The following is a 22,603-nucleotide window of genomic DNA, read 5'->3' as shown; positions in this document are numbered from 1 at the left end:
GTTGGCTCAGTATATTTACCGTTACCTGTATAAAGACATGTCATGAGCTTAACGATACAACCCATATTGTTCAAGATACTCGACAACATCTCAGTGTACAAACCAAAACGGGCCAGCTATTACTAGCTGACCCGTTTTTTCACGTTTTAGTAAAACGCGCGTATTAATTAAGTTTTTCTTTAATACGTGCAGATTTACCAGAACGCTCACGCAAGTAGTAAAGCTTAGCGCGACGAACCGCACCACGACGCTTAACTGCAATGCTGCTGATAAGAGGGCTGTGCGTTTGGAATACACGCTCAACACCTTCACCGCTCGAGATTTTACGAACTGTGAACGCTGAGTGTAGGCCACGGTTACGCTTAGCGATTACAACACCTTCAAAGGCCTGTAGACGCTCTTTTTCACCTTCTTTTACACGTACCTGTACAACAACTGTGTCACCAGCGCCGAACGCAGGTACGTCTTGCTTAAGCTGTTCAGCTTCAAGCTCTTTAATAATATTTTGGTTTACTTTTGCCATTTTATTTCTCACTTTCCTAGGTGTAACTGTCTTCTAGCCACAAGCTATTTGGTTTCCTGCTGAAATTCAGCAAGTAACCTTGCTTGCTCCTCAGTCAGAGCTAGGTTTTGCAACAAGTCTGGACGTCTTTTCCAAGTCCTTCCGAGTGACTGCTTAAGCCGCCATTTCGCAATTTCTTGGTGGTTACCACTCAGTAACACTGAAGGAACCGATTTACCATCCAATATTTCTGGCCGAGTATAGTGTGGACAATCAAGCAAGCCATCCGAAAATGAGTCTTGCTCAGCCGACTGGTTATGACCTAACACCCCTGGCACTAATCGCGCTACTGCGTCGATTAATGTCATGGCCGGTAGTTCACCACCGCTGAGGATAAAATCCCCAATCGACCATTCTTCATCGATATAGGACTCGATGATCCGTTCATCTATACCTTCGTAACGACCAGCTACTAAAATCAGTTTGTCGCTAAGAGCAAGCTCTTGAGCGCCTTGCTGATCTAGCTTTCGCCCTTGAGGCGACATATAAATTACTTTGGCACCCTCGCCAGCAGCAGCTTTCGCATCGAGTATGGCTTGTTTCAATGGTTCAACCATCATCAACATGCCTGGACCACCACCATAAGGACGGTCATCCACTGTGCGATGCTTATCTGTTGCATAATCGCGCGGATTCCAGCAGTGAAACTCGATTAAACCGCGTTTCACTGCGCGGCCTGTCACGCCTTGCTCAGTAATAGCTGAGAACATCTCAGGGAAGAGGCTAATTACCCCTACCCACAAAGGTGCTTTTGCCATTAAAAGCCTGGGTCCCAGTCCACAGTAATTTGGCGAGCATCGTGGTCCACATTTTGAATAACTGAATCAGTTAAAAATGGGATAAGACGCTCACCTTTGCCAAACGCATCTTTGCTATTTGCTTTGACAACTAGCACGTCGTTTGAGCCTGTCTCCATCAAGTCATCAACTTGACCTAAGTCATAACCTTTATCAGTTACAACGGCCATGCCGATGAGATCTCGCCAATAGAACTCACCTTCCGGCAGTTCTGGAAGCTGCGCCGCATATACAGAAATTTCCGCATTGGTAAAAGCCATTGCTTGATCTCTGTCGTTTACTTGCGCGAACTTGGCGATAAAGCCTTTGTTGTGACGACGCCAGTCACTCACTTCAAAGGTTTGCCATTTACCTTGTTGCCCTATCAACCATGGGCTGAAATCGAAGATCCCTTCGGGATCATCAGTAAATGAATGCACCTTAAGCCAACCCTTAATCCCATACGGGGCTCCGAGTTTGCCAACGACGATTGTAGAGGCTTGCTCTTGTTGACTCATGGTTACACTTACGCCTATTAAGCCGCTTTACGAGCGTCTTTAACTAGTTTTGCTACGCGATCTGAAAGAGATGCGCCTTGGCCTACCCAGTGATCAACACGGGCTAGGTCTAGACGAAGCTTTTCTTCTTGACCAGCAGCAATAGGGTTAAAGAAACCTACTTTCTCGATGAAACGACCGTCACGCGAGAAACGGCTATCCGCAACCACAATTTGATAGAAAGGACGCTTCTTAGCGCCACCACGTTGCAAACGAATAGTTACCATACCGTCCTCTAAATAGATTGACTGTTTTCATTAATAAGTTTACTTCCCCATAGAGGGAAGCTGGGGAATTGTACGAATTTTTTGCCACAATGCAAGCAAGAACTGCATTTAATCCAAGGTTTATGTGCGTTAAATACTGATCTTAGCGGAAGATTTTCCTAGGATAGTGTGATTATTCATCCGCTTGCCAATTGAAAAACGCGTTGTCATTTAGGCGTGCGATTATTTTGCATAGCCACTACCAATTGCTGAAAATGGCATTTCTAACTCCAGTTCTGGAACCTGCTGACCAATCCACGCGGGAAAAGTATTACTGTTAGGGCCTGGAAACAAGGTGTACTCATCCGCCCAAGGATAACGTTTAGCCGCCTCAATTATTTTAGGAATAAGTACTTGTGCTTGCGAACCGGTGATAGATAAAAACTTTTGTGGTTTAGCGCCATACCAATACCTATCTGGCGTGGGAGTTTGATAGGTACGCAATGCTTTTCTTCCTCTGTCAACGCCCCAGCCAACCACTTCATAGACTGTGTACTCAGACGCACCGTGTTCTTTAATTGCAAACCAGGTATGAACAGCAAACCACCCTCGCCAACCGAAAGCATCTGCCGCGTAAAACTCAATCACTGCGTCAGGCTGTGATACAGGTGTAGCAATGCCAGCTGGCTCCCTACTGGCACTACGCCAGTCTGTTTTTGCGCACCCACCCAGCACCACAAAAGATAAAACAATAAGTAGCATTCTTCGCATGAATAAAACTCCTCCGAGTGATAGCATTAACATAGTAGGCAACTGTTTGTTGGACAAAAAGGCCGTGCAAGGCCATAAAAAAACGCGGTCGTTACCGCGTCTTTAAACTTAATGCCTATACGAAGCAATTAAAATTTCGGGCCACCAGGACCACCCATCATGCCCGGTGGTAACATGCCTTTCATGCCGCGCATCATTTTCATCATGCCGCCTTTGCCTTTCATCTTCTTCATCATTTTCTGCATTTGCGTGAATTGCTTGAGCAGCTTGTTGATTTCTTGCACCTGAGTCCCCGAACCAGCTGCTATACGCTTTTTGCGTGAGCCTTTAATGATTTCTGGACGGGCGCGCTCTTTTGGTGTCATTGAATTGATAATGGCTTCCATTTGCACAAATGTCTTGTCGCTCATTTGTCCTTTCACGGCGTCCGGTAGGTTATTCATACCAGGTAGTTTATCGAGCATAGACATCATGCCGCCCATGTTTTTCATTTGGCGCAATTGCTCTGCGAAGTCCTCAAGGGTAAACCCGTCGCCTTTAAACACTTTGTCAGCGACTTTCGCAGCCTTCTCTTTATCGACCTTCATCTCAACTTCTTCGATGAGTGAAAGGACATCACCCATACCAAGAATACGTGAGGCTACACGATCTGGGTGGAAAGGCTCTAACGCGTCAGTACGCTCACCGACACCAATAAACTTAATTGGCTTGCCAGTGATGTGTCGGATTGAAAGTGCTGCACCACCGCGCGCATCACCATCCGTCTTGGTCAATATCACACCTGACAATGGCAACGCTTCATCAAATGCTTTAGCTGTGTTAGCCGCGTCTTGACCTGTCATTGAGTCAACTACGAACAACGTTTCTATCGGATTGATAGCAGCATGAAGGGCTTTGATCTCATCCATCATGTCGCTGTCGATATGCAAACGACCTGCGGTATCAACGAGTACCACGTCAATGAACTTTTTCTTTGCGTGACTAATTGCATTCGTTGCAATGTCTACAGGCTTTTGACTGATATCACTTGGGAAAAACTCGACATCTACTTCGCTTGCTAATGTTTCAAGCTGTTTAATCGCCGCAGGGCGATAGACGTCAGCACTGACAACAAGTACAGATTTCTTTTTTCGCTCTTTGAGGAATTTGGCGAGTTTACCAACACTGGTTGTTTTACCCGCACCTTGCAGACCAGCCATCATCACCACGGCAGGCGGCTGTGCATTTAGGTTTAGCTCTTCATTAGCCTCACCCATTGCCTTCTCAAGCTCTTCACGGACAATCTTGATAAAAACCTGACCAGGGCTGAGGCTTTTTGTTACTTCTGTGCCTACCGCGCGCTCTTTTACTTGTTTTACAAATTCACGCACAACTGGCAGTGCGACGTCGGCTTCAAGTAACGCCATGCGCACTTCGCGCAGCGTTTCTTTTATATTGTCTTCGGTAAGACGGCCGCGGCCACTGATATTTTTTAGGGTTTTTCCTAATCGTTCCTGAAGGTTTTCAAACATCGCTAACGAGTCCGTTGCTACTTACATTTTTGCCGATTATAACTGAAAGCGAGGGGCAAATCCCAGTGGCATCTGCAATGGATTCACATAATTAGATCTAGGCAAGCGTGGACGCTTTACTTACAATGACCTTTTAAAGCATTCATTTAATTCCTTAAAAGGTCATTATGCTGATCACAGTTTTGACATTATTGAGTTGTGTTTTCTACGCTTTGGCGACAGCGCATGTACTTTCTCGCTTGTTTCACACTCAAGGTCCGTCACAAAGAACCACTGTCATTCTCAGTACGCTCGCCATTTTGTTACACATGGTGCTGCTGGTAAATTCTGTGTTCACCCATCAAGGCCAAGATGTCAGCTTTGTGAATGTGTCATTGCTTACCTGTTGGGTGATTGTCTTGAGTGTGACCGCTGTCTCACTCAAGTTCCCAGCCACATTATTACTCCCTGTAGTATACGGCTTTGCAGCACTATTGCTGTTAGCTAGTCTCTTTATGCCGCATCATGTGGTGGTGCAAGATATCAATTTGGAAGTTGGTTTAGTCGCGCACATCTCTTTGTCATTACTAGCATATTGCGTGCTGATTATTGCCACTTTATACGCTGTACAGTTTTACTTCATTGATAAGCGCCTCAAGCAAAAGGACTTAGCTATTGTATACAGTCATCTGCCTCCATTAATGGTGGTAGAGCGCCAACTTTACCAACTTGTTACTGTAGGGACTGCCCTACTGAGTATCGCTATCATCACTGGGTTTATTTTCGTTGAAGCCATGGTGAGTAAAGAGTACGCACACAAAACTATTCTTTCTATTATCGCGTGGGCAGTGTTTGCTGCAGTGGTGTTTGGACGCCACCTGCAAGGCTGGCGTGGCAAATCATCAGTGGTAACCATCATGGTGGGCGCGGGTATTTTAACCCTTGCCTATTTTGGTAGCCGCTTCGTGCAGGAAGTCATTCTGCAACGAATTTAATCAATTAGGCTTAGCTAGACTTGACTCTGAGCTTTGAGTACCGCTTAATATACCCTGGTTTTTAACAAAAGGATCCCTCTTTGGACGACATATCGACGAGTACGTTATTTATTATTTTAGCCGTGTTAATCGTACTCTCAGCTTACTTTTCTAGTTCAGAAACAGGCATGCTTTCGATCAATAAGTTTCGATTGCGCCACCTCGAAAAAGAAAATCATGCAGGCGCCAAGCGAGTCAGTGAGTTACTTAAACGCCCTGATCGCCTTATCGGCCTCATCCTGATCGGCAACAACCTTGTTAATATCGCAGCATCTTCAATCGCTACTATTATCGGTATACGTTTGTTCGGCGAAGTGGTTGGTCTAGCGGTTGCTACCTTTGGCCTGACCTTTATTCTTCTTGTTTTTGCAGAAGTCACACCAAAGACAATCGCAGCACTGTATCCTGAGAAAATAGCCTTTCCTAGTTCGTTCATCCTTAAGTACTTGTTGAAGATATCATTGGTGTTTGTTGTTGCACTGAACTGGATCACCAACGGTCTGTTGCGCTTGTTAGGCTTTAGTCCAGAGCAAGTTGAAGAACACAGCCTCAGTAAAGAAGAGCTTAAAACGGTTGTAAGTGAAGCAGGAGCGATGCTACCTGCAGAGCACAAAAGCATGTTGACGTCGATTCTCGATCTTGAGCAAGTGACTGTTGAAGACATTATGATCCCTCGTAACGAAATCAACGCGATTGATATCAACGATGATTGGAAGATTATCAGTAAGCAACTCACCAACGCGCAGCACACCCGTGTATTACTTTATCGCGACCAAATAGATGATGCTGTTGGTTTTATCCACGCCCGTGATGCGTTGCGATTACTTACCAAAGATAAGTTCGATAAATCGTCATTATTGCGCGCGGTGCGCGAGATTTATTTTATCCCTGAGGGTACATCGCTGAACACCCAGCTACACAAATTTCAGCAGGTCAAAGAGCGTATTGGTCTAGTTGTTGATGAGTACGGTGATATTCAAGGACTTGTAACTCTTGAAGATATTCTAGAAGAGGTTGTTGGCGATTTCACCACAACGACAGCGCGCACACCCAGTGAAGAAGTTGACGTTCAAGAAGATGGCTCAGTGCTTGTAGAAGGAAGTGCTAACATCCGTGAGCTTAACAAAGAAATGGGCTGGAAACTGCCTATTGACGGACCGAAGACACTTAGCGGGTTAATCGTTGAATACCTAGAAGACATTCCAGACGCTAACTTGAGTATGAAAATATCTGGCTACCCAATCGAAGTGTTGGAAGTGAAAGAGAATATGATCAAGCTAGTGCGAGTCATTCCACCGAAAAAACGTAAAAAATCTCAGAGTTAACACTCAGCGTCTGTTATCTGTGCTTTAATACCTTTTAGTCTCTAAAAAAGGAAAACACAGATGACAGACATATCCATCGAAAATATCTACAACACCGCAATCGAAATGCTGATGCAATATGGGCCCAAATTTGTGCTCGCTATTATTGTGCTAATTATTGGTTGGTGGCTGATAGGACGCGTTGCCAATGTCAGCGAGCGCTCTATGCACAAAGTGAAGGTCGAACCCGGTCTCACCCACTTTCTCGTTTCGTTTATTAGCGTCATTCTCAAAATCTTATTATTGATTTCTGTTGCATCAATGATAGGTGTAGAAACCACCTCATTTATCGCCATGTTAGGCGCCGCGGGTTTAGCTGTGGGTATGGCATTACAAGGCAGCTTGTCAAACTTTGCAGGTGGAGTACTTATTCTCTTCTTTAAGCCATTTAAAGTCGGTGATGTGATTGAAGCACAGGGCCACATGGGTAAGGTGGTAGAAATTCAGATTTTTGTCACCGTCTTGCTGACCTATGATAATCAAAAGATCATTATTCCCAACGGGGCGTTATCAAATGGCACTGTGAAAAATCTATTTGCTGAAGAAAATCGTCGTGTGGATATAGAATTTGGTATCAGCTATGGCGATGATGTTCATAAGGCCCGTGACGTACTTATGAGCGTGTTAAAAGACTACGACATGGTATTAGGAGACCCTGAGCCGGTTGTGCACGTTAGTCAACATGGCGATAGCCATATAGGCATGTTGGTGTGGGCGTGGGTCAAGTCAGAAGACTACTGGCCTGTATACTTTGGCTTGTATGAACGCGTGAAAATCGCATTTGATGAGGCGGATATTACTATCCCGTTCCCACAGCGCGATGTGTACATACACACATTTCCAAATCAGCCACAATAAATTTGGGCATTAAAAAACGGCGTATTTGCGCCGTTTTTAACATTTTTCACTACGAGAACAATCGTTCAAACCAGCTCTTATCCAAATCAGCTTCACAACGTTTTAGCTGCGCAGAATAGCGGCTCGCACGGTTTTTAACTTTATTCGCAACACCAAGCAACCATTTCTTGCTGTTGTGCGTGCCACGCTTATAACCACCCCACCCTTCGTGATAATTGAGGTACTGTGCGTACGCATCCCATTTCGACACGCCATTCACTTGATGGGTCTTCCACACAAACCACGCCATAAAGTCGATAGCATCATCAAAATCATCACGATCTGCACCAATGTTATCTGTCTCGCGCATGTAGTCTTCCCACGTCATGGTTTTAGCCTGCGAGTAGCCATAGGCATCACTTGCTCTACCAATGGGAATAAAACCGAGGAAATACTCCATCGGAGGGGCCGCATCATGTTTGAAAGAGCTTTCTTGATACATCATCGCCATGAGCACATGTTTGGGAGAGCCCCACTTTTCTTGGGCATCTTTCGCGTCGTAATACCAATCTTCTTTTTCTTCAAAAATCTTACAAATATCATCAGGTTGCTCGGGCGGTGCAGTTGCACAACCTGATAATCCAAGGGCGATTAAGACAATTAAAGAAATTTTTTTCATTTTTTTTGAACTAACTCTTTTATCACTAGTCTGAACTTATGAATGCAGCAGTTTAGCATTGTTTCATCCCTGTAGAATAATTTGCGCGGCCACCTAAGCCGCGCTTTTTTTATGCCTGAAAATAAGCATCCAAAAATGCTTCAAAGCTCTGCGTGTCTGCTTCTTCAATGTGCTTTTGCTCGACAATTGACTGCTGAGCTTTTTCTTTTAGATACGCCTCATCAAAGCATTCATACTGCCAACACGCATGTTGATCTTGATACTGCTGAGCCAAGCTCAACGCAAAAGTCCCATTGTCCAAATTGCTTTGGAGCAACTGTGTCATGTAGCGACCTGATATGGTTTTATCTGGCGCACTCACCCACGTTGCCATGTCATCAATAGTTGCGCTGTAATAATCGACACCATAGGCTTGGTCCATATACTCGGCCACTGCGTGCAACTGCGCAAAGATTTCATCCGCCCACTGCTTGAGGTAAATGCTTTGTTCGCCGCGCGTTAGCGTCAGCTCAGGGTCACGGCCCGCATTAACAACACGGCGTAAATTAACCTGAGATTGCATTTGCTCATCCCAGCTCATAAGCGGTGAGTCTTTTAGCAAACAGTATGTTAAAAACACATCTAAGAAGTGGATTTGCTGTAAATCAATCCCTGTATCGGCAAATGGATTTACATCCAGTGCGCGAATTTCAATGTACTCAATACCGCCACGAGTTAATGCTTCGGTTGGCTTTTCACCTGAGCGCGCGTTGCGCTTGGGTCTAATTGGTGAGTAGAACTCATTCTCGATTTGAAGAATATTTTTATTTAGCTGCTGCGGAGTTGGCGCGTGGTAATCATCAAGGTGCTGATATAAATCCGAGCGCAAGCTAATGGCTTTTTTCAACCCTTCAACATATTCGTCGAGCGAATTGTACATCACCCGTAAGCTAGACTGTGCACTGTTGGTGTAACCCAAATCACCCAAGCGCAAAGCAGTACCATGCTCTAAGTAGAGTGAGCCTTTGCCTAGGGGCTTAAACGGTAAATCCGTGGTGCGCCCTTCAAGGAAAGACTGACACAGTGCTGGGGAAGCACCAAATAAATAACTAATGAGCCACAACTCACGCTTGAAGTTACGAATGAGCCCTAAATACCCATTAGAAATAAAACTTTGTAAGTCACCGTTGTCGCCAGCTTGACGCTGCAGGCTTTGCCACAAACTCTCGGGGAATGAAATATTAAAATGCACACCCGCGATTGCTTGCATCATACTGCCATAGCGGTTTTTTAAACCTTCACGGTACAGTGTTTTCATGCGACCAATGTTAGAGCTACCAAACTGGGCCAAAGGTATTTCATCTTGGCTTTTGATATAGCAAGGCATACTAACTGGCCACAGCAATTCATCATCAAGCTGCGACAAAGTGAACTTCTGTAAATCTCGCAATTGAGCAAGCGTTTGTGTTGCATCATCACTGACAGGCGTAATAAATTCTAATAATGCTTCAGAGAAGTCAGTGGTGATCATTGAATTAGTTAGCGCGCAACCAATTGCTACAGGATGTGGACGCGTTGATAAGCCACCTTTTTTATTGGTGCGCAACGCCTCTCTTTCTATCCCTCGTTGAATGCCAACAATTGCTGCCAATTCCGATGGCGCAGATAACGCGCTAAGGCGTTGTTGTAATTGTGTACAAGTCAAAAAATCCTACCTCTAGCCTGTTGGCTCAATTGTTCTGTTATGGGGTGCACTTGTCATTACTCAAGACCATGGCAGTAAAATAACTTTCCCTTTGCAGATATTTTGCTCAATTTGTTGATGTGCCAACCCAGCTGCACTCAATGGCATAGTGCGGTGCATCAGCGCCAACGTGCCTTGTTTAAACCAATTGTAAAGACACGCTAGCTGAGCGTTATTCTTAACCACCAAAACGCCCTGCGCTTTTACGCCCTGCATCTGTGCGCCTTGAATGATCTGCCCCTGAGATAAGGTAGGAATAGTCACTACCTCGCTTTGTGCACTGAGCCCTTGTAAGCAACGCATACCCACTTCCATACCCACAACGTCAATCAGGTGACGCTTTGCTGGCACTTTAACAAACTCATCATAACTCATGCTTGTGATGTCGACACCTAACGTCTCTGGCAATTCACTACGGGTAACAGCTATCACTGAGTAGCCCATATTACGGGCTATTTGCACAGCTAAAGAGCCCACCGAGCCGGTGGCACCATTGATATAAATAGGCTGAGTTTTTGGGCATGCGAGGGCTGAAATTGCTTGAAATGCAGTTAAGCCCGCAAGACATAGACCGGACAACAGGGAATTTGCGTTCTCTTTACTCACTTTTATAACTTCATTAGCACGCGCGTTAGCATACTGCCCATAGGTGCCTGGTTGGGTAGCAAAGCCAACCATTCCCATGACTAAGTCACCTTGCTCAAACCCTTTGATATCCGGCGCACATTCAACGACTTCGCCAAATAAGTCATAACCGAGCACCAAAGGTAAATTATGCTTATTTTGCTCGGCTGCAAAACCAATACCTGCACGTGTTTTAACATCAATGGGATTAATAGACGTGCTAAGAACTTTCACTAAAAGTTCACCATCGGTAATTTGCGGCATTGGCAAGGTAATGGGTTTTAACACCCCAGCCTCACCAAATGCCTGTATAGCCATAGCTTGATAATCGCTTTGCATAACACATTTTGCCTGTTGGTAATTATGCTTATATTGACATTACCATCCGCTATAAACAATAAAAAGGCGGCTAAAAAGCCGCCTGTGTGTTTGAATATTATTGTATTTACCTATTTACTGACAAAGGTAAAGCCGTCGTCGTTTGCATCAATGCAAATTACATTGCCTGTTGAGAGTTCCCCTGCAAGCAACTTGTGTGCTAATGGGTTTTCTATAGCTTGCTGAATGGCTCGTTTAAGTGGTCGAGCACCGTACACTGGGTCAAAACCGCTTTGTGCCAACTTCGCAAGCGCTGCATCTGTGACCTCTAGGATGTAGCCTTTTTCAGTGAGACGCTCATACAGTTTAGCCAGCTGAATATCAGCAATTTGTTTAATATGCTCTGATGCCAGTGGATGGAAGACCACCGTCTCATCAATGCGGTTAATAAATTCAGGGCGAAACTGCTGTGCTAACACAGCCATCACTTTTTCCTTCATTAACGCATAATCATTATTGCCCGCTTGCTCTTGAATCACATCAGAGCCCAGATTTGATGTCATAATAATCACGGTGTTTTTAAAATCGACAGTACGACCCTGGCCATCTGTGAGACGGCCATCATCAAGCACCTGAAGTAAGATATTAAATACATCTGGGTGAGCTTTTTCTACTTCATCTAACAACACCACTGAATAGGGACGTCGACGCACAGCCTCTGTAAGATAACCACCTTCTTCATAGCCAACATAGCCAGGAGGAGCACCCACTAAACGTGCCACAGAATGCTTTTCCATGAATTCTGACATATCGATACGTACCATGGCATCTTCTGTGTCAAACATGAGCTGTGCAAGTGCTTTGGTTAGCTCTGTTTTACCGACTCCTGTGGGCCCGAGGAATAAAAATGAACCGATTGGCCGGTTGGGATCGGCAAGCCCTGCACGAGAGCGACGAATTGCATTAGCCACAGCCGTCACCGCCTCGTCTTGACCGATCACTCGCTCGTGTAGCTCTTGCTCCATCTGCAATAACTTTTCGCGTTCCCCTTGGAGCATCTTCGCAACAGGGATACCCGTCCAACGCGAAAGAATTTCAGCAATTTCGTCTTCACCCACTTTATTGCGCAGTAGACTCATATCCTGCATTTCAACTTGAGATGCCAAATCCAATTTACGCTCAAGTTCAGGAATACGGCCGTACTGCAACTCAGACATGCGCTGCAAGTCACCTGCGCGTCGCGCTACGTCTAAATCTAATCGAGCTTGCTCCAGTTCAGCCTTGATGACCTGAGTACCTTGCAAAGAGGCCTTTTCGGCATTCCACACTTCATCAAGCTCAGCATATTCACTCTCCAACTCTTTGATGAGTGACTGCATTTCTTCACGACGTTTGTGCGATGCTTCGTCCTTTTCTTTGGCTAGCGCATTATCTTCAAGTTTTAACTGAATGATCTTGCGCTCTAAACGGTCGAGCTGTTCTGGTTTGGAGTCGATTTGTAGACGAATTGATGAGCCAGCTTCATCAATCAAATCAATGGCTTTGTCAGGCAATTGACGATCACTAATGTAGCGATGTGATAAGTGTGCGGCAGCGACAATTGCGGGGTCTGTGATCTCCACTGAATGGTGTAACTCGTAACGTTCTTTTAAGCCTCGCAAAATAGCAATGGTGTCTTCCACACTCGGCTCATCAACCAATACTTTTTGGAAACGACGCTCAAGCGCTGCATCTTTTTCGATGTATTGACGGTACTCATCTAACGTTGTTGCCCCGACACAGTGTAACTCGCCTCGAGCAAGCGCCGGTTTGAGCATATTACCAGCATCCATTGCGCCATCGGTTTTACCTGCACCCACCATAGTATGAATTTCATCAATAAATAAAATCACCTGCCCTTCTTCTTTCGCAAGCTCATTAAGTACTGATTTAAGACGCTCTTCAAATTCACCACGGTATTTAGCACCCGCGACTAAGGCACCTAAGTCAAGTGACAACACGCGCTTGTTTTTAAGACCTTCAGGTACTTCACCATTAATAATACGTTGAGCAAGCCCCTCGACTATGGCCGTTTTACCTACCCCAGGCTCACCAATGAGAACAGGGTTATTCTTTGTTCTGCGCTGTAACACCTGCACTGTACGGCGGATCTCTTCATCACGGCCTATGACAGGGTCTAATTTGCCTTGCTCAGCACGCTCTGTTAAGTCAATGGTGAATTTTTCCAAGGCTTGGCGCGTATCTTCTGCATTGGGATCATCCACTTTTTGTCCGCCACGCAGTGCATCAATCGCTTTTTCGACCTTGTTGGTCGTGATGTTCAAGGCTTTGAAAATACCTCCCAAAGGTCCTTTATCTTCGCACGCAGCCAAAACAAATAGCTCACTGGAGATGAACTTGTCTTTGCGCTTTTGGGCATATTTGTCACACAAATTGAGCAAAGACACCATGTTGTTTGAAAGCTGAACATCACCGCCTACGCCCTCAACTTTGAACAGCTTTTCAATTTCTTGGGAAAGTTTGGTATTGAGCTCATCTGCGCTCACGCCCGCTTGGGCCAGCAAAGCGCGCACGCTTGAGCCACTTTGCTGTAACAATGCATACATCAAGTGAACGGGTTCAATGAATTGATGGTCGCGCCCGAGCGCCAAAGATTGAGCATCGGAAAGCGCTTGTTGAAATTTACTGGTAAATCTATCTAAACGCATGTGTCTGTTTCCACTAAAAAGTTCTATTACTTATTTAATGGGTGCACAACTCGCATTGTTCAAGTTTTGAGGATAAAAACTGGTGATTATTTGCGCCAGATCACGCTTGCCATGCGTCCAGTTTGACCGTCACGGCGATAAGAAAAATAACGTTCATTGAGGGTATATGTACATTGTGCAGCATCGTCAATAGCAGTGACGCCCAAATGAGTTAGCTTCTGTTTTGCCAACATGGGTAAATCCGCAAGGTATTTATCTGTGGTCGCCTTAAAGGCGCAGACATGCTCAGGGTTGTGTGCAATAAAAGCGCTTCTTACCTCGGCCCCTACTTCAAACGCTGATGAACCAATAGCTGGACCAAGCCAAGCACATATATTCGCAGGGCTTGCACTGAACATAGGGAGTGCTTTTTCAATGATACCACCGGCTAGAGAGCGCCAACCGCAGTGTAAGGCAGCTATTTCTTTACCGTCATCACTGGCAAGCAAAACAGGAAGACAATCTGCTGTCATTATCGCTAGCGGCACATTTTTGCACGCTGTGAACTGCCCATCAGCGTCGACAAGCGTATCGCTGTGATCATCCAAGACAATGTGAATATGCGTGCCGTGTACTTGGTTAACATAACGTGCTGGAGCTGGAAGTTGCGCATCAAGTAATGCACGGTTTTTTGCAACCGCATCGGGGGCATCATCAACATGGTTGCCCAAGTTAAAGCTGTCGTACACAGATTCACTAAAGCCCCCTGAGCGCATTGTTTGCAAAGCACCAATAGTATTTGGTGCTTGCCAACGAGGGGTAAAGAATGCGTCGCTCTTAGAACTCTTCATGACCATTGAGTTCGGTGTCTAAACGCAACGCCTCTGTGAGTTCCACCATATCTTGCGGCACAGGTGCCTGCCAGCGCATTTGCTCCCCAGTAATAGGGTGCGCAAGCTGTAGCTTGATAGCGTGAAGAGCCTGGCGTTTAAAGCCGCGAAGAGTCGTTAAAAACTCTTCTGACGCATTTTTAGGAGGGCGAGGACGACCGCCATAGAAAGGGTCACCAACAAGTGGGTGGCTAATATGCGCCATATGCACACGAATTTGGTGCGTACGACCTGACTCTAGACGCAGACGCAAACGCGTGTGCGCACGGAACTTCTCGGCTACACGAAAATGCGTCACAGCTGGCTTACCAAATTCTGTCACCGCCATATGTGTGCGCTTAGTCGCATGACGGCCAATAGGCGCGTCCACCATACCACCTGCGGTCATCGTGCCGTAACAGATCGCTTCATATTCACGCGTGAAATTCTCACGCTTTTGCAGCGCAGCAACCAAATGCGTTTGCGCTGGAATTGTTTTCGCCACCACCATTAATCCCGTGGTGTCTTTATCCAAGCGGTGCACAATACCAGCTCGTGGTACATTTTCAATTTCAGGACAATGATGTAACAGTGCATTCAATACTGTGCCATCTGGGTTACCAGCACCGGGATGAACAACAAGTCCTGCGGGCTTATTAATCACCAAAATGTCATCGTCTTCGTAGACGATATTTAGGTCAATATCCTGCGCTTCATATTCGCGAGGTGCTTCTACTTGCGCTTCAATATTAACTTGTTCGCCACCCAACAATTTTTCTTTAGGGGTGTTTACGACAGCACCATTTACATGCACCATGTCGTCTAAAATCCACGTTTTAATACGCGAACGCGAATAATCCGGGAACAATTGCGCCAAAATTTGGTCTAGACGTTTACCGCCAAGTTCAACCGGAACCTCTGCACTGAGGGAAATTTGTTCTGCCATAAGCAAGTTTTACCTAATTTACCAGTGCAAGCTCTGCTTGACTGGGTTAGAATCGCATAATTCGCATAGTTTACTCGGTTTTACCTACTTGGCCTAGCCAAAGACAACGAAGGTACCTAATTAATGATAAATAAAATAAGTAAACGGGCACTAGCAGTCGTATTTACAGCCACCTTACTTAGCGCATGTTCATCCGCACCCGAGCAAGAAGAAATAGAAAGAGTGCCCAACAAATCTGCGCAAGCCTTATATGAAGATGCCAGAGGAACCTTAGATTCCGGCCTATACGCACGAGCAATCGAGCTATTATCCGCTATTGACGCTCGATATCCGTTTGGCCCATTTTCAAAACAAGTGCAAATGGACTTAGTGTATGCCTACTATCAAACAGGCAACACAGAGCAGGCGCTCGCAACAATTGACCGATTCATCCGCCTAAACCCAAATCATAAAGACTTGGATTACATGTATTACATGCGCGGATTGGTGAACATCAAAGCAGATAAAAACGCATTCCAAGAATACTTTGGCGTTGACCGCGCAGACAGAGATGCTGAGCGCACACGTACAGCATTCAAAGACTTATCGACGTTAGTAAGTAGCTTCCCAGAGAGTAAATACGCACCAGAGGCTAAACGCCGCCTAGTGTGGTTACTAAACAAAATGGCGCGAAATGAGTTGAAAGTAGCGGAGTATTACTTTGAACGTGAAGCTTATCTAGCAGCAGCAAACCGTGGCAAGTACGTAGTCGAGCACTTTTCACAAAGCAGTTACCTAGAGCCAGCACTTGAAATGATGGTGAAAAGCTACAAAAAGCTTGGTCTTGATGACATGGCTGAGCATGCCAAACAAACACTGGATTTAAACAAGCGTAACCGTTAATGGTTCAGCGTTCAGTATTATAAAATTGCTAATAAAAAACCGATGCCATGGCATCGGTTTTTTTGTGCATAACCCAAGAAGAATCAGGACAAATATTAAATTGCTTCTTCGTCTTCTTCTTGTGTACGGATACGCACTACGCGCTCAACATCAGTGACGAAAATTTTACCATCGCCGATTTTCCCTGTTTGCGCAGTTTTAATTATCACTTCAATAGCACGATCCACATCTTCATCAGCAAGCACGATGTCGAGCTTCACTTTAGGCAAGAAATCAACCATGTACTCAGCGCCACGATATAGCTCTGTGTGCCCTTTTTGACGGCCGAAACCTTTTACTTCACACACAGTCATACCTGTGATGCCGACTTCAGATAACGCTTCACGTACGTCATCTAATTTGAATGGTTTGATGATGGCTTCAATTTTTTTCATTGTCTTTATAATTTGCTCTGGCAGATGGGCCGATTCTAGTCAATTGTGCTCCTATACGCAAACTTCAAAAATAGTGACTAATAGGTTAATGGTGTTACACTTAATATAATGATTCTAACGAGAAGATGTTATGAAAAGTTTCGAACAATCAAGGAATAAGGGCTTTACCCTGATTGAGCTGATGATGACAATTGCGATTGCCGCAATCCTTTTAGCTATAGCACTGTATGACACTTCGCAAATGACCGCGAAGGAAAAAGCTAATAACTTTAGTGGTGAATTCAAACGCCAGCTGAAGTTTGCTCGCGCTAAAGCAATGACTACCGGTGATCCTGTGATCGTCTGTCCAGTAACCACTCCTGGCTCAACAGGAGCATGTGGCAACGACTGGCAAGCTGGAACCATCGTTATGTTTTCTGACATTAATAATAACGGTAGTTTCGATGCAGACGCTGATATTCTAGTGCGTGCATTATCCCCTTTGACGGCAAATAGTAAATTAATAAATACCTCAGGAGAGAGTTCAATAAGGTTTGACCAGCGAGGTCAAACAGCCACTACACAGTCATTTATCTATTGCCCCTCAACTTCAGACAACAAATACAATATCTCTGTTGATGTTAGCCCATCTGGCGCAGTTCGCGATAAAGGGAGCACTACAAGCACTTGCGGAACCTAAAAAAGGTACTAAAATAACTAAACAAGGACCTGTTAAGAGCTTCAAGGATGAAAGCTTACACCTTCTCTAGTCAAGCTATAAAACACACTGGTTTTTCTCTAGTAGAGCTACTAATGGCAGTGACAATAGCTAGTGTATTATTGTCTATAACAATATCCAACTTATCACCACTTAGTCAGAAAAGCCGAAAGTATGACTACATGACCCAACTTCATAGTCATCTCATTGCCGCCCGCTCATTCGCTATCAACAATGCTGACTTCATAAGTATTTGTCCACACATTAATTATCAGTGTGTAGATTCTTGGACCAATGACATTATGATGTTTGTAGACAGCAATAAAGACATAACACGCTCACAAAACGAACTGGTCATTGCCGATTTAACATCTCCTGAGGGCGGAGATAGTTTACGCTACTCTCGAAGAGGCCTTACTTTTACACCGTCAGGAGGAATTGTTGGGTTTGCAAATGGAAGCTTTCTATACTGCTCTGAAAATTCTTCTTTAAATCAACCTGCTGTACGTATTTCTGTCGCCAACTCTGGGAGGGTCAGATTGAAAGAGGACAGTGACAAGTGTAAGCAGTCAAATCAAGGATAGTTTAACTAAATATACTCAAAGTAACTCATTAGGGCGTTGCGACGAATATCTGCACGCCCTAACATATCTGTTATCTCAATTTAGCCTTATCGGCAGCTTGCGCCTTCGCATCAGTAAACTCATCCGTGCGCAAAACACATTCCATTACCTGAGCTACGCTGTGACGCTCTGCACCAGGGTACATATGTCCTTCAGCCACAGCCGCTTTTTGCGCTTGAACTTTTGCTTTGTTTTTGACTTCAACATCAATAACAGCAAAGGTGTCATCCTCCAAAAGCGCATAGCACTTATACTTGTAGAGTGATTTTGCCTCTACTGCTCCTGAAGTTGCGATAAGCAATGCTGACGTTAACAGTAAGATAAATAATTTCATAATCACCTCTTCCAACATGTATCTGTACTTGCACTTCCTGTAGAGCCTTTGACACCTATCTCATTCACAGTAAAAGACGTACATTCTGTGTCCTTAGTAACCACGCCAGAAGCAGGTGTCGCAGTAATCGTAAAGCTTTGTCCATTCACTGTTGCTGATAGGGTATATAAACCTGACTCAGACGCTGTGCTTAGACCCAAATCGGCGATTGTAGCTGTGTATTGGCGATTGTCTGCGAAATATTGCTCTTGCTTACTGGCAGCGTCTAACACAGCCGACATCGCTTCAGAACGAGCGCTTTTAATAACAAAGTTCTGATAACTCGGGTAGGCAATAGAGGCTAAGATGCCTACTATTGCCACTGCAATCATTAACTCGATTAATGTGAAGCCTTTTTGCTTTAACATTAGGTTTATTCCTCTAATCGATAAATATAGTTTTGTGTGGTTCTAAAGCTAGGTTTTGTTGTTTTAGAAGGATCGCTTTCATCAACAGCAATCAACTGCAACAGACCGCCATCAGGTGAAGGATTTCCGTTTTCATCGACCGCTCCCCAGCCTGTGCCCGTACTAGTACCACAGTTGAGACAGTAGAACTGGTCTTCAACTACCCATGTTGGTGCGGGAGGAATTTTATTCCCCAAATCAAATGACAGCGAGCTGTATACTGTTGAACCATAATGTAGATTAAACGCATACAACTTGCCGGCGCCACCTTTTAGTACACATTTCGCCAAATCATTATCCTCACTCGGAGTGAAGGTTGTGAAGTAAGCAACACCAAACAGTACTGTAGGTTTAGACAGAGATTTTTCAGTTGCAGGTAGAGAGTACATCCAACCATCATAAGACCCCATAATAAGCTCTTGGTCCACAAACGCATCACTGCCTCCCTCAAGACCATCAAATGGCAGTTGTGTGATATCACGCAAGTCACTCGGTGTTAATGGTGCTGGTGCGGGGTTAGCAACTGGCTCAAATGTTTGAGTCCTGACATTTTCGTCTCGCAACATGTATAAGAAGTTTCCTTCTTCAGTTTCCAATGGATGCGACCGGTTTCCGCTCCCCACCGTAATGGCTTCAAAAGGAGTTTCTATTCGAGAGATGTAGGTTTCACCGTCTATTTCCGTCGACTGCACCAAAGCAGAAAAGGTTCTCGAAACAGATGGGCCATAATAGAAGCGACGATTTTCCGAAACGGGTGTTATTGCACCTAAATCAGCAAATTTAAATGTTGACCATGTGGATTTATCAGCGCTGGGCATGTCAAATCGCCAAACATTGCCACCCGTGTCGGTTGCATACATGCGATCGGTAAGGCCATCATAATTACTATCGAGTACCGCAATATCACCGACGATACCGTGATTCCCTGGGAAATAAACATCGCCTGTTAAAGTGTTAGTTAGCTCATTGGTGAATTTACCAACCAAGCTACCATTTCTAGCACGAACAAGGTAAACACCACGCCCAACACTATCTGCAGTGTAATTCAAGTCTTTGTTGGTATCGTAACCTGCGCCAAACACTAATACAGGCTCTGGGCGATTGTTACTGTTCACAACGCCTTTGAGGTAGGTGATGATTGGTCTAGACCAACTCTGACCCATTTCTTCAAACCCTATGGTCGTATTATCAATGTGCCACATTAGTTTGGGTGTACTACTGTTTGAGATATCTATCGCATAGTATGAATATCCGCCACGGCGCATACCAAAAAACACCCATACTGTATCCGTACCTTCATCAACAATACCGTTGTTATTTGCATCGATAAAGTGCACAGTGGCTGTACTGTCCATACCATACACTTTTTCACCGCCGGTGTTATTACGAAGCACTGATAAATTGTCGAATAACTCTTCAGGTATAAAGCTCCACTGTTCAGTCAGGGTGTTGTATTGATCTGAAAATAGATGAATAAAACCGGCATTTGTACCCATAATAACTTTAATTTCACCATCAGGGTATGACAATGCAACTGGACGCGAGTGAAGAGGATCGCCCATGACATCCAGGCGCGTATCTGTTCTTTGACCGTCGTTGTTATCATCGTCAACGTCCATACCACGCGCCCAAGCGATTAAGGGTTTGACCTCTGCTTTTTCAACACCTAATGCAATACCGGCATCAGCTTCACTACCGTAGTAGTCAATAATATTTCTTGCGTCAAATGCTGTAATTGCGCCATCTATTCCAATATTTGAATAAACCCTGCGGTTGGAAGCACTCACTTCAGAGAGCACGTAGTTTGCACCACCGGCTCGAACATCGCTTCCATCCGGTGCTGCGCTCCAAAAAGTTGTTGCAATATCTGTCCCTGACTTGATATTGCCGTCCTGATCCAGAGCTGGCTGGCCATTCAAATCAACCACTGTGCCATTGGAAACTTTTAACTTTTTCAAGTTACCAGCCCAACGAGCGCCTTCCGTCGGCAAGAACATTGCGTAATATACTGAGTCAGAAGTTCTCGTACGGTCAAAGTTATTACTGGCCACAGATGGAGCGGTAAATGATGTTGACGTTGCCAATATCTCAGCCAAAGTCTCTGATATCGCCTCTGAAAGCGACTCGCCATTATCAGCAAAATAATAACGACCACCACCTTCTTCCGCAGCTTTAGAAAGAATGGCTTCAGGCGCATCTCCACCAAAACCAACGGTATACAAGGTTGCTGTCTGATTACCCGGGATTAGCTTATTGATATCTTGCTTTTTCATATAATGAGCAAGTGCGGGCAGGTAGCTCTCAGCTATGACTTTTGGCTCTCCATTTTCATCAACAATAACTTCGCCATTTTCATCTTTAGCAAACTCTTTACCTTTTAGCGCCTCTGGGTCGGGAACTGTATCTGGCGTAACCCCTTCAATTTGACCGGTTACATAGTTAACAGTAGTAAACAATGATTTGACAGCCCCATCAGCAGCGTTGTCGATAGTTGGCGCACCATCCGTGATATAGACAATACTAATATCTTGAGGACAACCGCCACGATCTACATAAGGACTATTGTAAAGTACCCCCTCACCATTGACCGTCGAACTCAAATCGAACGCCGGGTCATTTCCTTGGTAGTTAACTCCCCCACACTCACCCGTTTCACTATTACACGTTTTATCATCATCAGCATATAAAACTGGGTTACCTGCAAAGTAATTATATGCCTCAAACAACGTCTCACACAGTGGCGTGTTTGTTTGACCGCTTACGCTGGAAACAATATCGAAAATACTTCCATCGTTACCAAAGCTCGCTACAAGTCTTCCACCGTCACGATCATTTTCTTGCGGAAAGTTCAAGTTATAAACCATCAAAGCAAAATCGGCATCAGGAGTAGCACCAAGCGTTGTTTGAATGGTCTCTTTAGCCACTTCAATCTTGTCTTGAGTCGTTTGATTCGCTTCTTTATCGATGTACCAACGTACATAATGCGGTGAGTATAAAGTAACGACCGTTGCCTCTTCAAAAATTGCCTCCATTTTTGCGCGCATCTCGGCATCGTACTCTCCGCCAGGGCTTTCGCCTGAATAACCCATGAAGTCAGCGTGGTCCGGATTTTTAGTCGTCGTTGGGAACCCTTTCAATTCATCATTAAACTGCGAGCTATAGATATTACTACCACTTTTCGCCACTTGGAGATATTGGTCGATCGTTACTTTAGTAGGCTCAGGGTGGAGGTATTGATTATCACCGTCATTGTTTCTGAAATCAGCTAGACAATCGACAGCACTTTGCATATTGCCGCCGTTGTCATTTTTGAGGTTAATCCATTCCCCTGTATTCTTTTTACCTGAAAATTCAAGCATTTTACCGGTAAAAAAACCATACTTTGCTAACGCTTCTTTTGCAGCATCACAACCATTAAGAGAAAAATTAAAGCGCTTTGCATCTGAGCGATTATCAAGCTCAGCGAGCACAATATCATCGATAGTCTGACCCACTGAATAAAAAATATAATCATCTTTAAAGCCACTATCGGCACCATCGGTTCCATACTCTGTGGTGTTGTTGTATGGCTCTGGGGCTAATACCCCCTCGTTCATACTATTTGAATTATCAAGTATGAAGAGTACCTTTGCTTTAGCACCAACTGCCGCTTTTTGACCTACATACACCTCAATGTCTTCTGCATGTATCGCTGCAGGAGAGCACAGTGCAATTGCCAAAGCTAATTTATTTAGAACTTTCATT

Annotated in this window: 21 protein-coding genes and 1 pseudogene; 6 read left to right on the top strand and 16 right to left on the bottom strand. The window is 44.7% G+C overall.

What is annotated here, in order from left to right; genetic code table 11:
* Positions 1–163: 163 nt before the first annotated feature.
* The 6 genes and pseudogenes from rplS to ffh all read right to left on the bottom strand — a co-directional run bounded on the left by rplS (position 164) and on the right by ffh (position 4,383).
* On the bottom strand, positions 164–523 hold the full coding sequence (gene rplS, locus AAEU32_RS03265; protein ID WP_070992439.1) for a 50S ribosomal protein L19: 360 nt from the start codon (positions 521–523) through the stop codon (positions 164–166).
* A gap of 33 nt (positions 524–556) precedes the next feature.
* Positions 557–1,320: pseudogene (gene trmD / locus AAEU32_RS03260) on the bottom strand (tRNA (guanosine(37)-N1)-methyltransferase TrmD).
* On the bottom strand, positions 1,320–1,856 hold the full coding sequence (gene rimM, locus AAEU32_RS03255) for a ribosome maturation factor RimM (RefSeq protein WP_421969102.1): 537 nt from the start codon (positions 1,854–1,856) through the stop codon (positions 1,320–1,322). The pseudogene trmD and the gene rimM overlap by 1 nt, the downstream one beginning before the upstream one ends.
* A gap of 17 nt (positions 1,857–1,873) precedes the next feature.
* Entirely contained in the window at positions 1,874–2,122 is a 249-nt protein-coding gene (rpsP, locus tag AAEU32_RS03250; protein WP_045978188.1) for a 30S ribosomal protein S16, read from the bottom strand.
* 222 nt (positions 2,123–2,344) lie between these two features.
* Complete coding sequence (locus AAEU32_RS03245) at positions 2,345–2,872, bottom strand: DUF3750 domain-containing protein (protein ID WP_421969101.1); 528 nt, start codon at positions 2,870–2,872, stop codon at positions 2,345–2,347.
* A gap of 128 nt (positions 2,873–3,000) precedes the next feature.
* Positions 3,001–4,383 (bottom strand): signal recognition particle protein, encoded by a 1,383-nt coding sequence (gene ffh / locus AAEU32_RS03240; RefSeq protein ID WP_421969100.1) that lies wholly within the window; start codon positions 4,381–4,383, stop codon positions 3,001–3,003.
* A gap of 167 nt (positions 4,384–4,550) precedes the next feature.
* Between ffh and AAEU32_RS03235 the strand changes: the two genes are divergently transcribed.
* The 3 genes from AAEU32_RS03235 to AAEU32_RS03225 all read left to right on the top strand — a co-directional run bounded on the left by AAEU32_RS03235 (position 4,551) and on the right by AAEU32_RS03225 (position 7,618).
* Positions 4,551–5,357 (top strand): cytochrome C assembly family protein, encoded by an 807-nt coding sequence (locus tag AAEU32_RS03235; protein ID WP_421969099.1) that lies wholly within the window; start codon positions 4,551–4,553, stop codon positions 5,355–5,357.
* An 80-nt stretch (positions 5,358–5,437) separates the two neighbouring features.
* Positions 5,438–6,721: an HlyC/CorC family transporter gene (locus AAEU32_RS03230; RefSeq protein WP_421969098.1), complete on the top strand. Its 1,284-nt coding sequence runs from the start codon at positions 5,438–5,440 to the stop codon at positions 6,719–6,721.
* A gap of 60 nt (positions 6,722–6,781) precedes the next feature.
* Positions 6,782–7,618: a mechanosensitive ion channel family protein gene (locus AAEU32_RS03225; protein ID WP_421969097.1), complete on the top strand. Its 837-nt coding sequence runs from the start codon at positions 6,782–6,784 to the stop codon at positions 7,616–7,618.
* A 49-nt stretch (positions 7,619–7,667) separates the two neighbouring features.
* Here the strand turns inward: AAEU32_RS03225 and AAEU32_RS03220 are convergent, their stop codons facing one another.
* From AAEU32_RS03220 to rluD, 6 genes are all read right to left on the bottom strand, one after another.
* Complete coding sequence (locus AAEU32_RS03220) at positions 7,668–8,276, bottom strand: transglycosylase SLT domain-containing protein (RefSeq protein WP_421969096.1); 609 nt, start codon at positions 8,274–8,276, stop codon at positions 7,668–7,670.
* A gap of 109 nt (positions 8,277–8,385) precedes the next feature.
* Complete coding sequence (gene gshA, locus AAEU32_RS03215) at positions 8,386–9,960, bottom strand: glutamate--cysteine ligase (protein ID WP_421969095.1); 1,575 nt, start codon at positions 9,958–9,960, stop codon at positions 8,386–8,388.
* A gap of 60 nt (positions 9,961–10,020) precedes the next feature.
* A complete protein-coding gene (locus AAEU32_RS03210) occupies positions 10,021–10,962 on the bottom strand; it encodes an NADP-dependent oxidoreductase (protein ID WP_421969094.1) in 942 nt (313 codons plus the stop codon).
* A gap of 110 nt (positions 10,963–11,072) precedes the next feature.
* Positions 11,073–13,649 (bottom strand): ATP-dependent chaperone ClpB, encoded by a 2,577-nt coding sequence (gene clpB, locus AAEU32_RS03205; RefSeq protein WP_421969093.1) that lies wholly within the window; start codon positions 13,647–13,649, stop codon positions 11,073–11,075.
* Between the two features lie 86 nt (positions 13,650–13,735).
* Positions 13,736–14,479 carry a peptidoglycan editing factor PgeF gene (gene pgeF, locus AAEU32_RS03200; protein ID WP_421969092.1) on the bottom strand — a complete coding sequence of 248 codons (744 nt, stop codon included), beginning with the start codon at positions 14,477–14,479 and terminating at the stop codon, positions 13,736–13,738.
* Positions 14,466–15,443: a 23S rRNA pseudouridine(1911/1915/1917) synthase RluD gene (gene rluD / locus AAEU32_RS03195; RefSeq protein ID WP_421969091.1), complete on the bottom strand. Its 978-nt coding sequence runs from the start codon at positions 15,441–15,443 to the stop codon at positions 14,466–14,468. Before rluD ends, pgeF begins: the two co-directional genes overlap by 14 nt.
* A 123-nt stretch (positions 15,444–15,566) precedes the next feature.
* On the opposite strand from rluD, the gene AAEU32_RS03190 reads away from it, so the two are divergent.
* Positions 15,567–16,325: an outer membrane protein assembly factor BamD gene (locus AAEU32_RS03190; RefSeq protein ID WP_421969090.1), complete on the top strand. Its 759-nt coding sequence runs from the start codon at positions 15,567–15,569 to the stop codon at positions 16,323–16,325.
* 95 nt (positions 16,326–16,420) lie between these two features.
* Here the strand turns inward: AAEU32_RS03190 and glnB are convergent, their stop codons facing one another.
* A complete protein-coding gene (gene glnB / locus AAEU32_RS03185) occupies positions 16,421–16,759 on the bottom strand; it encodes a nitrogen regulatory protein P-II (RefSeq protein WP_421969089.1) in 339 nt (112 codons plus the stop codon).
* Between the two features lie 130 nt (positions 16,760–16,889).
* Here glnB and AAEU32_RS03180 point away from each other — a divergent pair, with 130 nt between their 5' ends.
* Positions 16,890–17,438: a GspH/FimT family pseudopilin gene (locus AAEU32_RS03180; RefSeq protein WP_421969088.1), complete on the top strand. Its 549-nt coding sequence runs from the start codon at positions 16,890–16,892 to the stop codon at positions 17,436–17,438.
* Positions 17,439–17,485: 47 nt separating this feature from the next.
* The gene (locus AAEU32_RS03175) at positions 17,486–18,040 is read left to right on the top strand and encodes a GspH/FimT family pseudopilin (RefSeq protein ID WP_421969087.1); all 555 of its coding nucleotides are present in this window, start codon (positions 17,486–17,488) and stop codon (positions 18,038–18,040) included.
* A gap of 70 nt (positions 18,041–18,110) precedes the next feature.
* Here the strand turns inward: AAEU32_RS03175 and AAEU32_RS03170 are convergent, their stop codons facing one another.
* From AAEU32_RS03170 to AAEU32_RS03160, 3 genes are read right to left on the bottom strand one after another with little or no spacing between them, the layout of a single operon-like run.
* Positions 18,111–18,413: a TapY2 family type IVa secretion system protein gene (locus AAEU32_RS03170; protein WP_421969086.1), complete on the bottom strand. Its 303-nt coding sequence runs from the start codon at positions 18,411–18,413 to the stop codon at positions 18,111–18,113.
* 2 nt (positions 18,414–18,415) lie between these two features.
* Positions 18,416–18,820 (bottom strand): type IV pilin protein, encoded by a 405-nt coding sequence (locus tag AAEU32_RS03165; RefSeq protein ID WP_421969085.1) that lies wholly within the window; start codon positions 18,818–18,820, stop codon positions 18,416–18,418.
* A 5-nt stretch (positions 18,821–18,825) separates the two neighbouring features.
* Entirely contained in the window at positions 18,826–22,602 is a 3,777-nt protein-coding gene (locus tag AAEU32_RS03160; RefSeq protein WP_421969084.1) for a pilus assembly protein, read from the bottom strand.
* Position 22,603 lies beyond the last annotated feature (1 nt).

Origin of the sequence: Pseudoalteromonas maris, from assembly GCF_049257235.1 — a bacterium.
Classification (GTDB): domain Bacteria; phylum Pseudomonadota; class Gammaproteobacteria; order Enterobacterales; family Alteromonadaceae; genus Pseudoalteromonas.
Note: the sequence above shows the minus strand (reverse complement) of the source record. Positions and strands in the feature narration are given on the sequence as shown.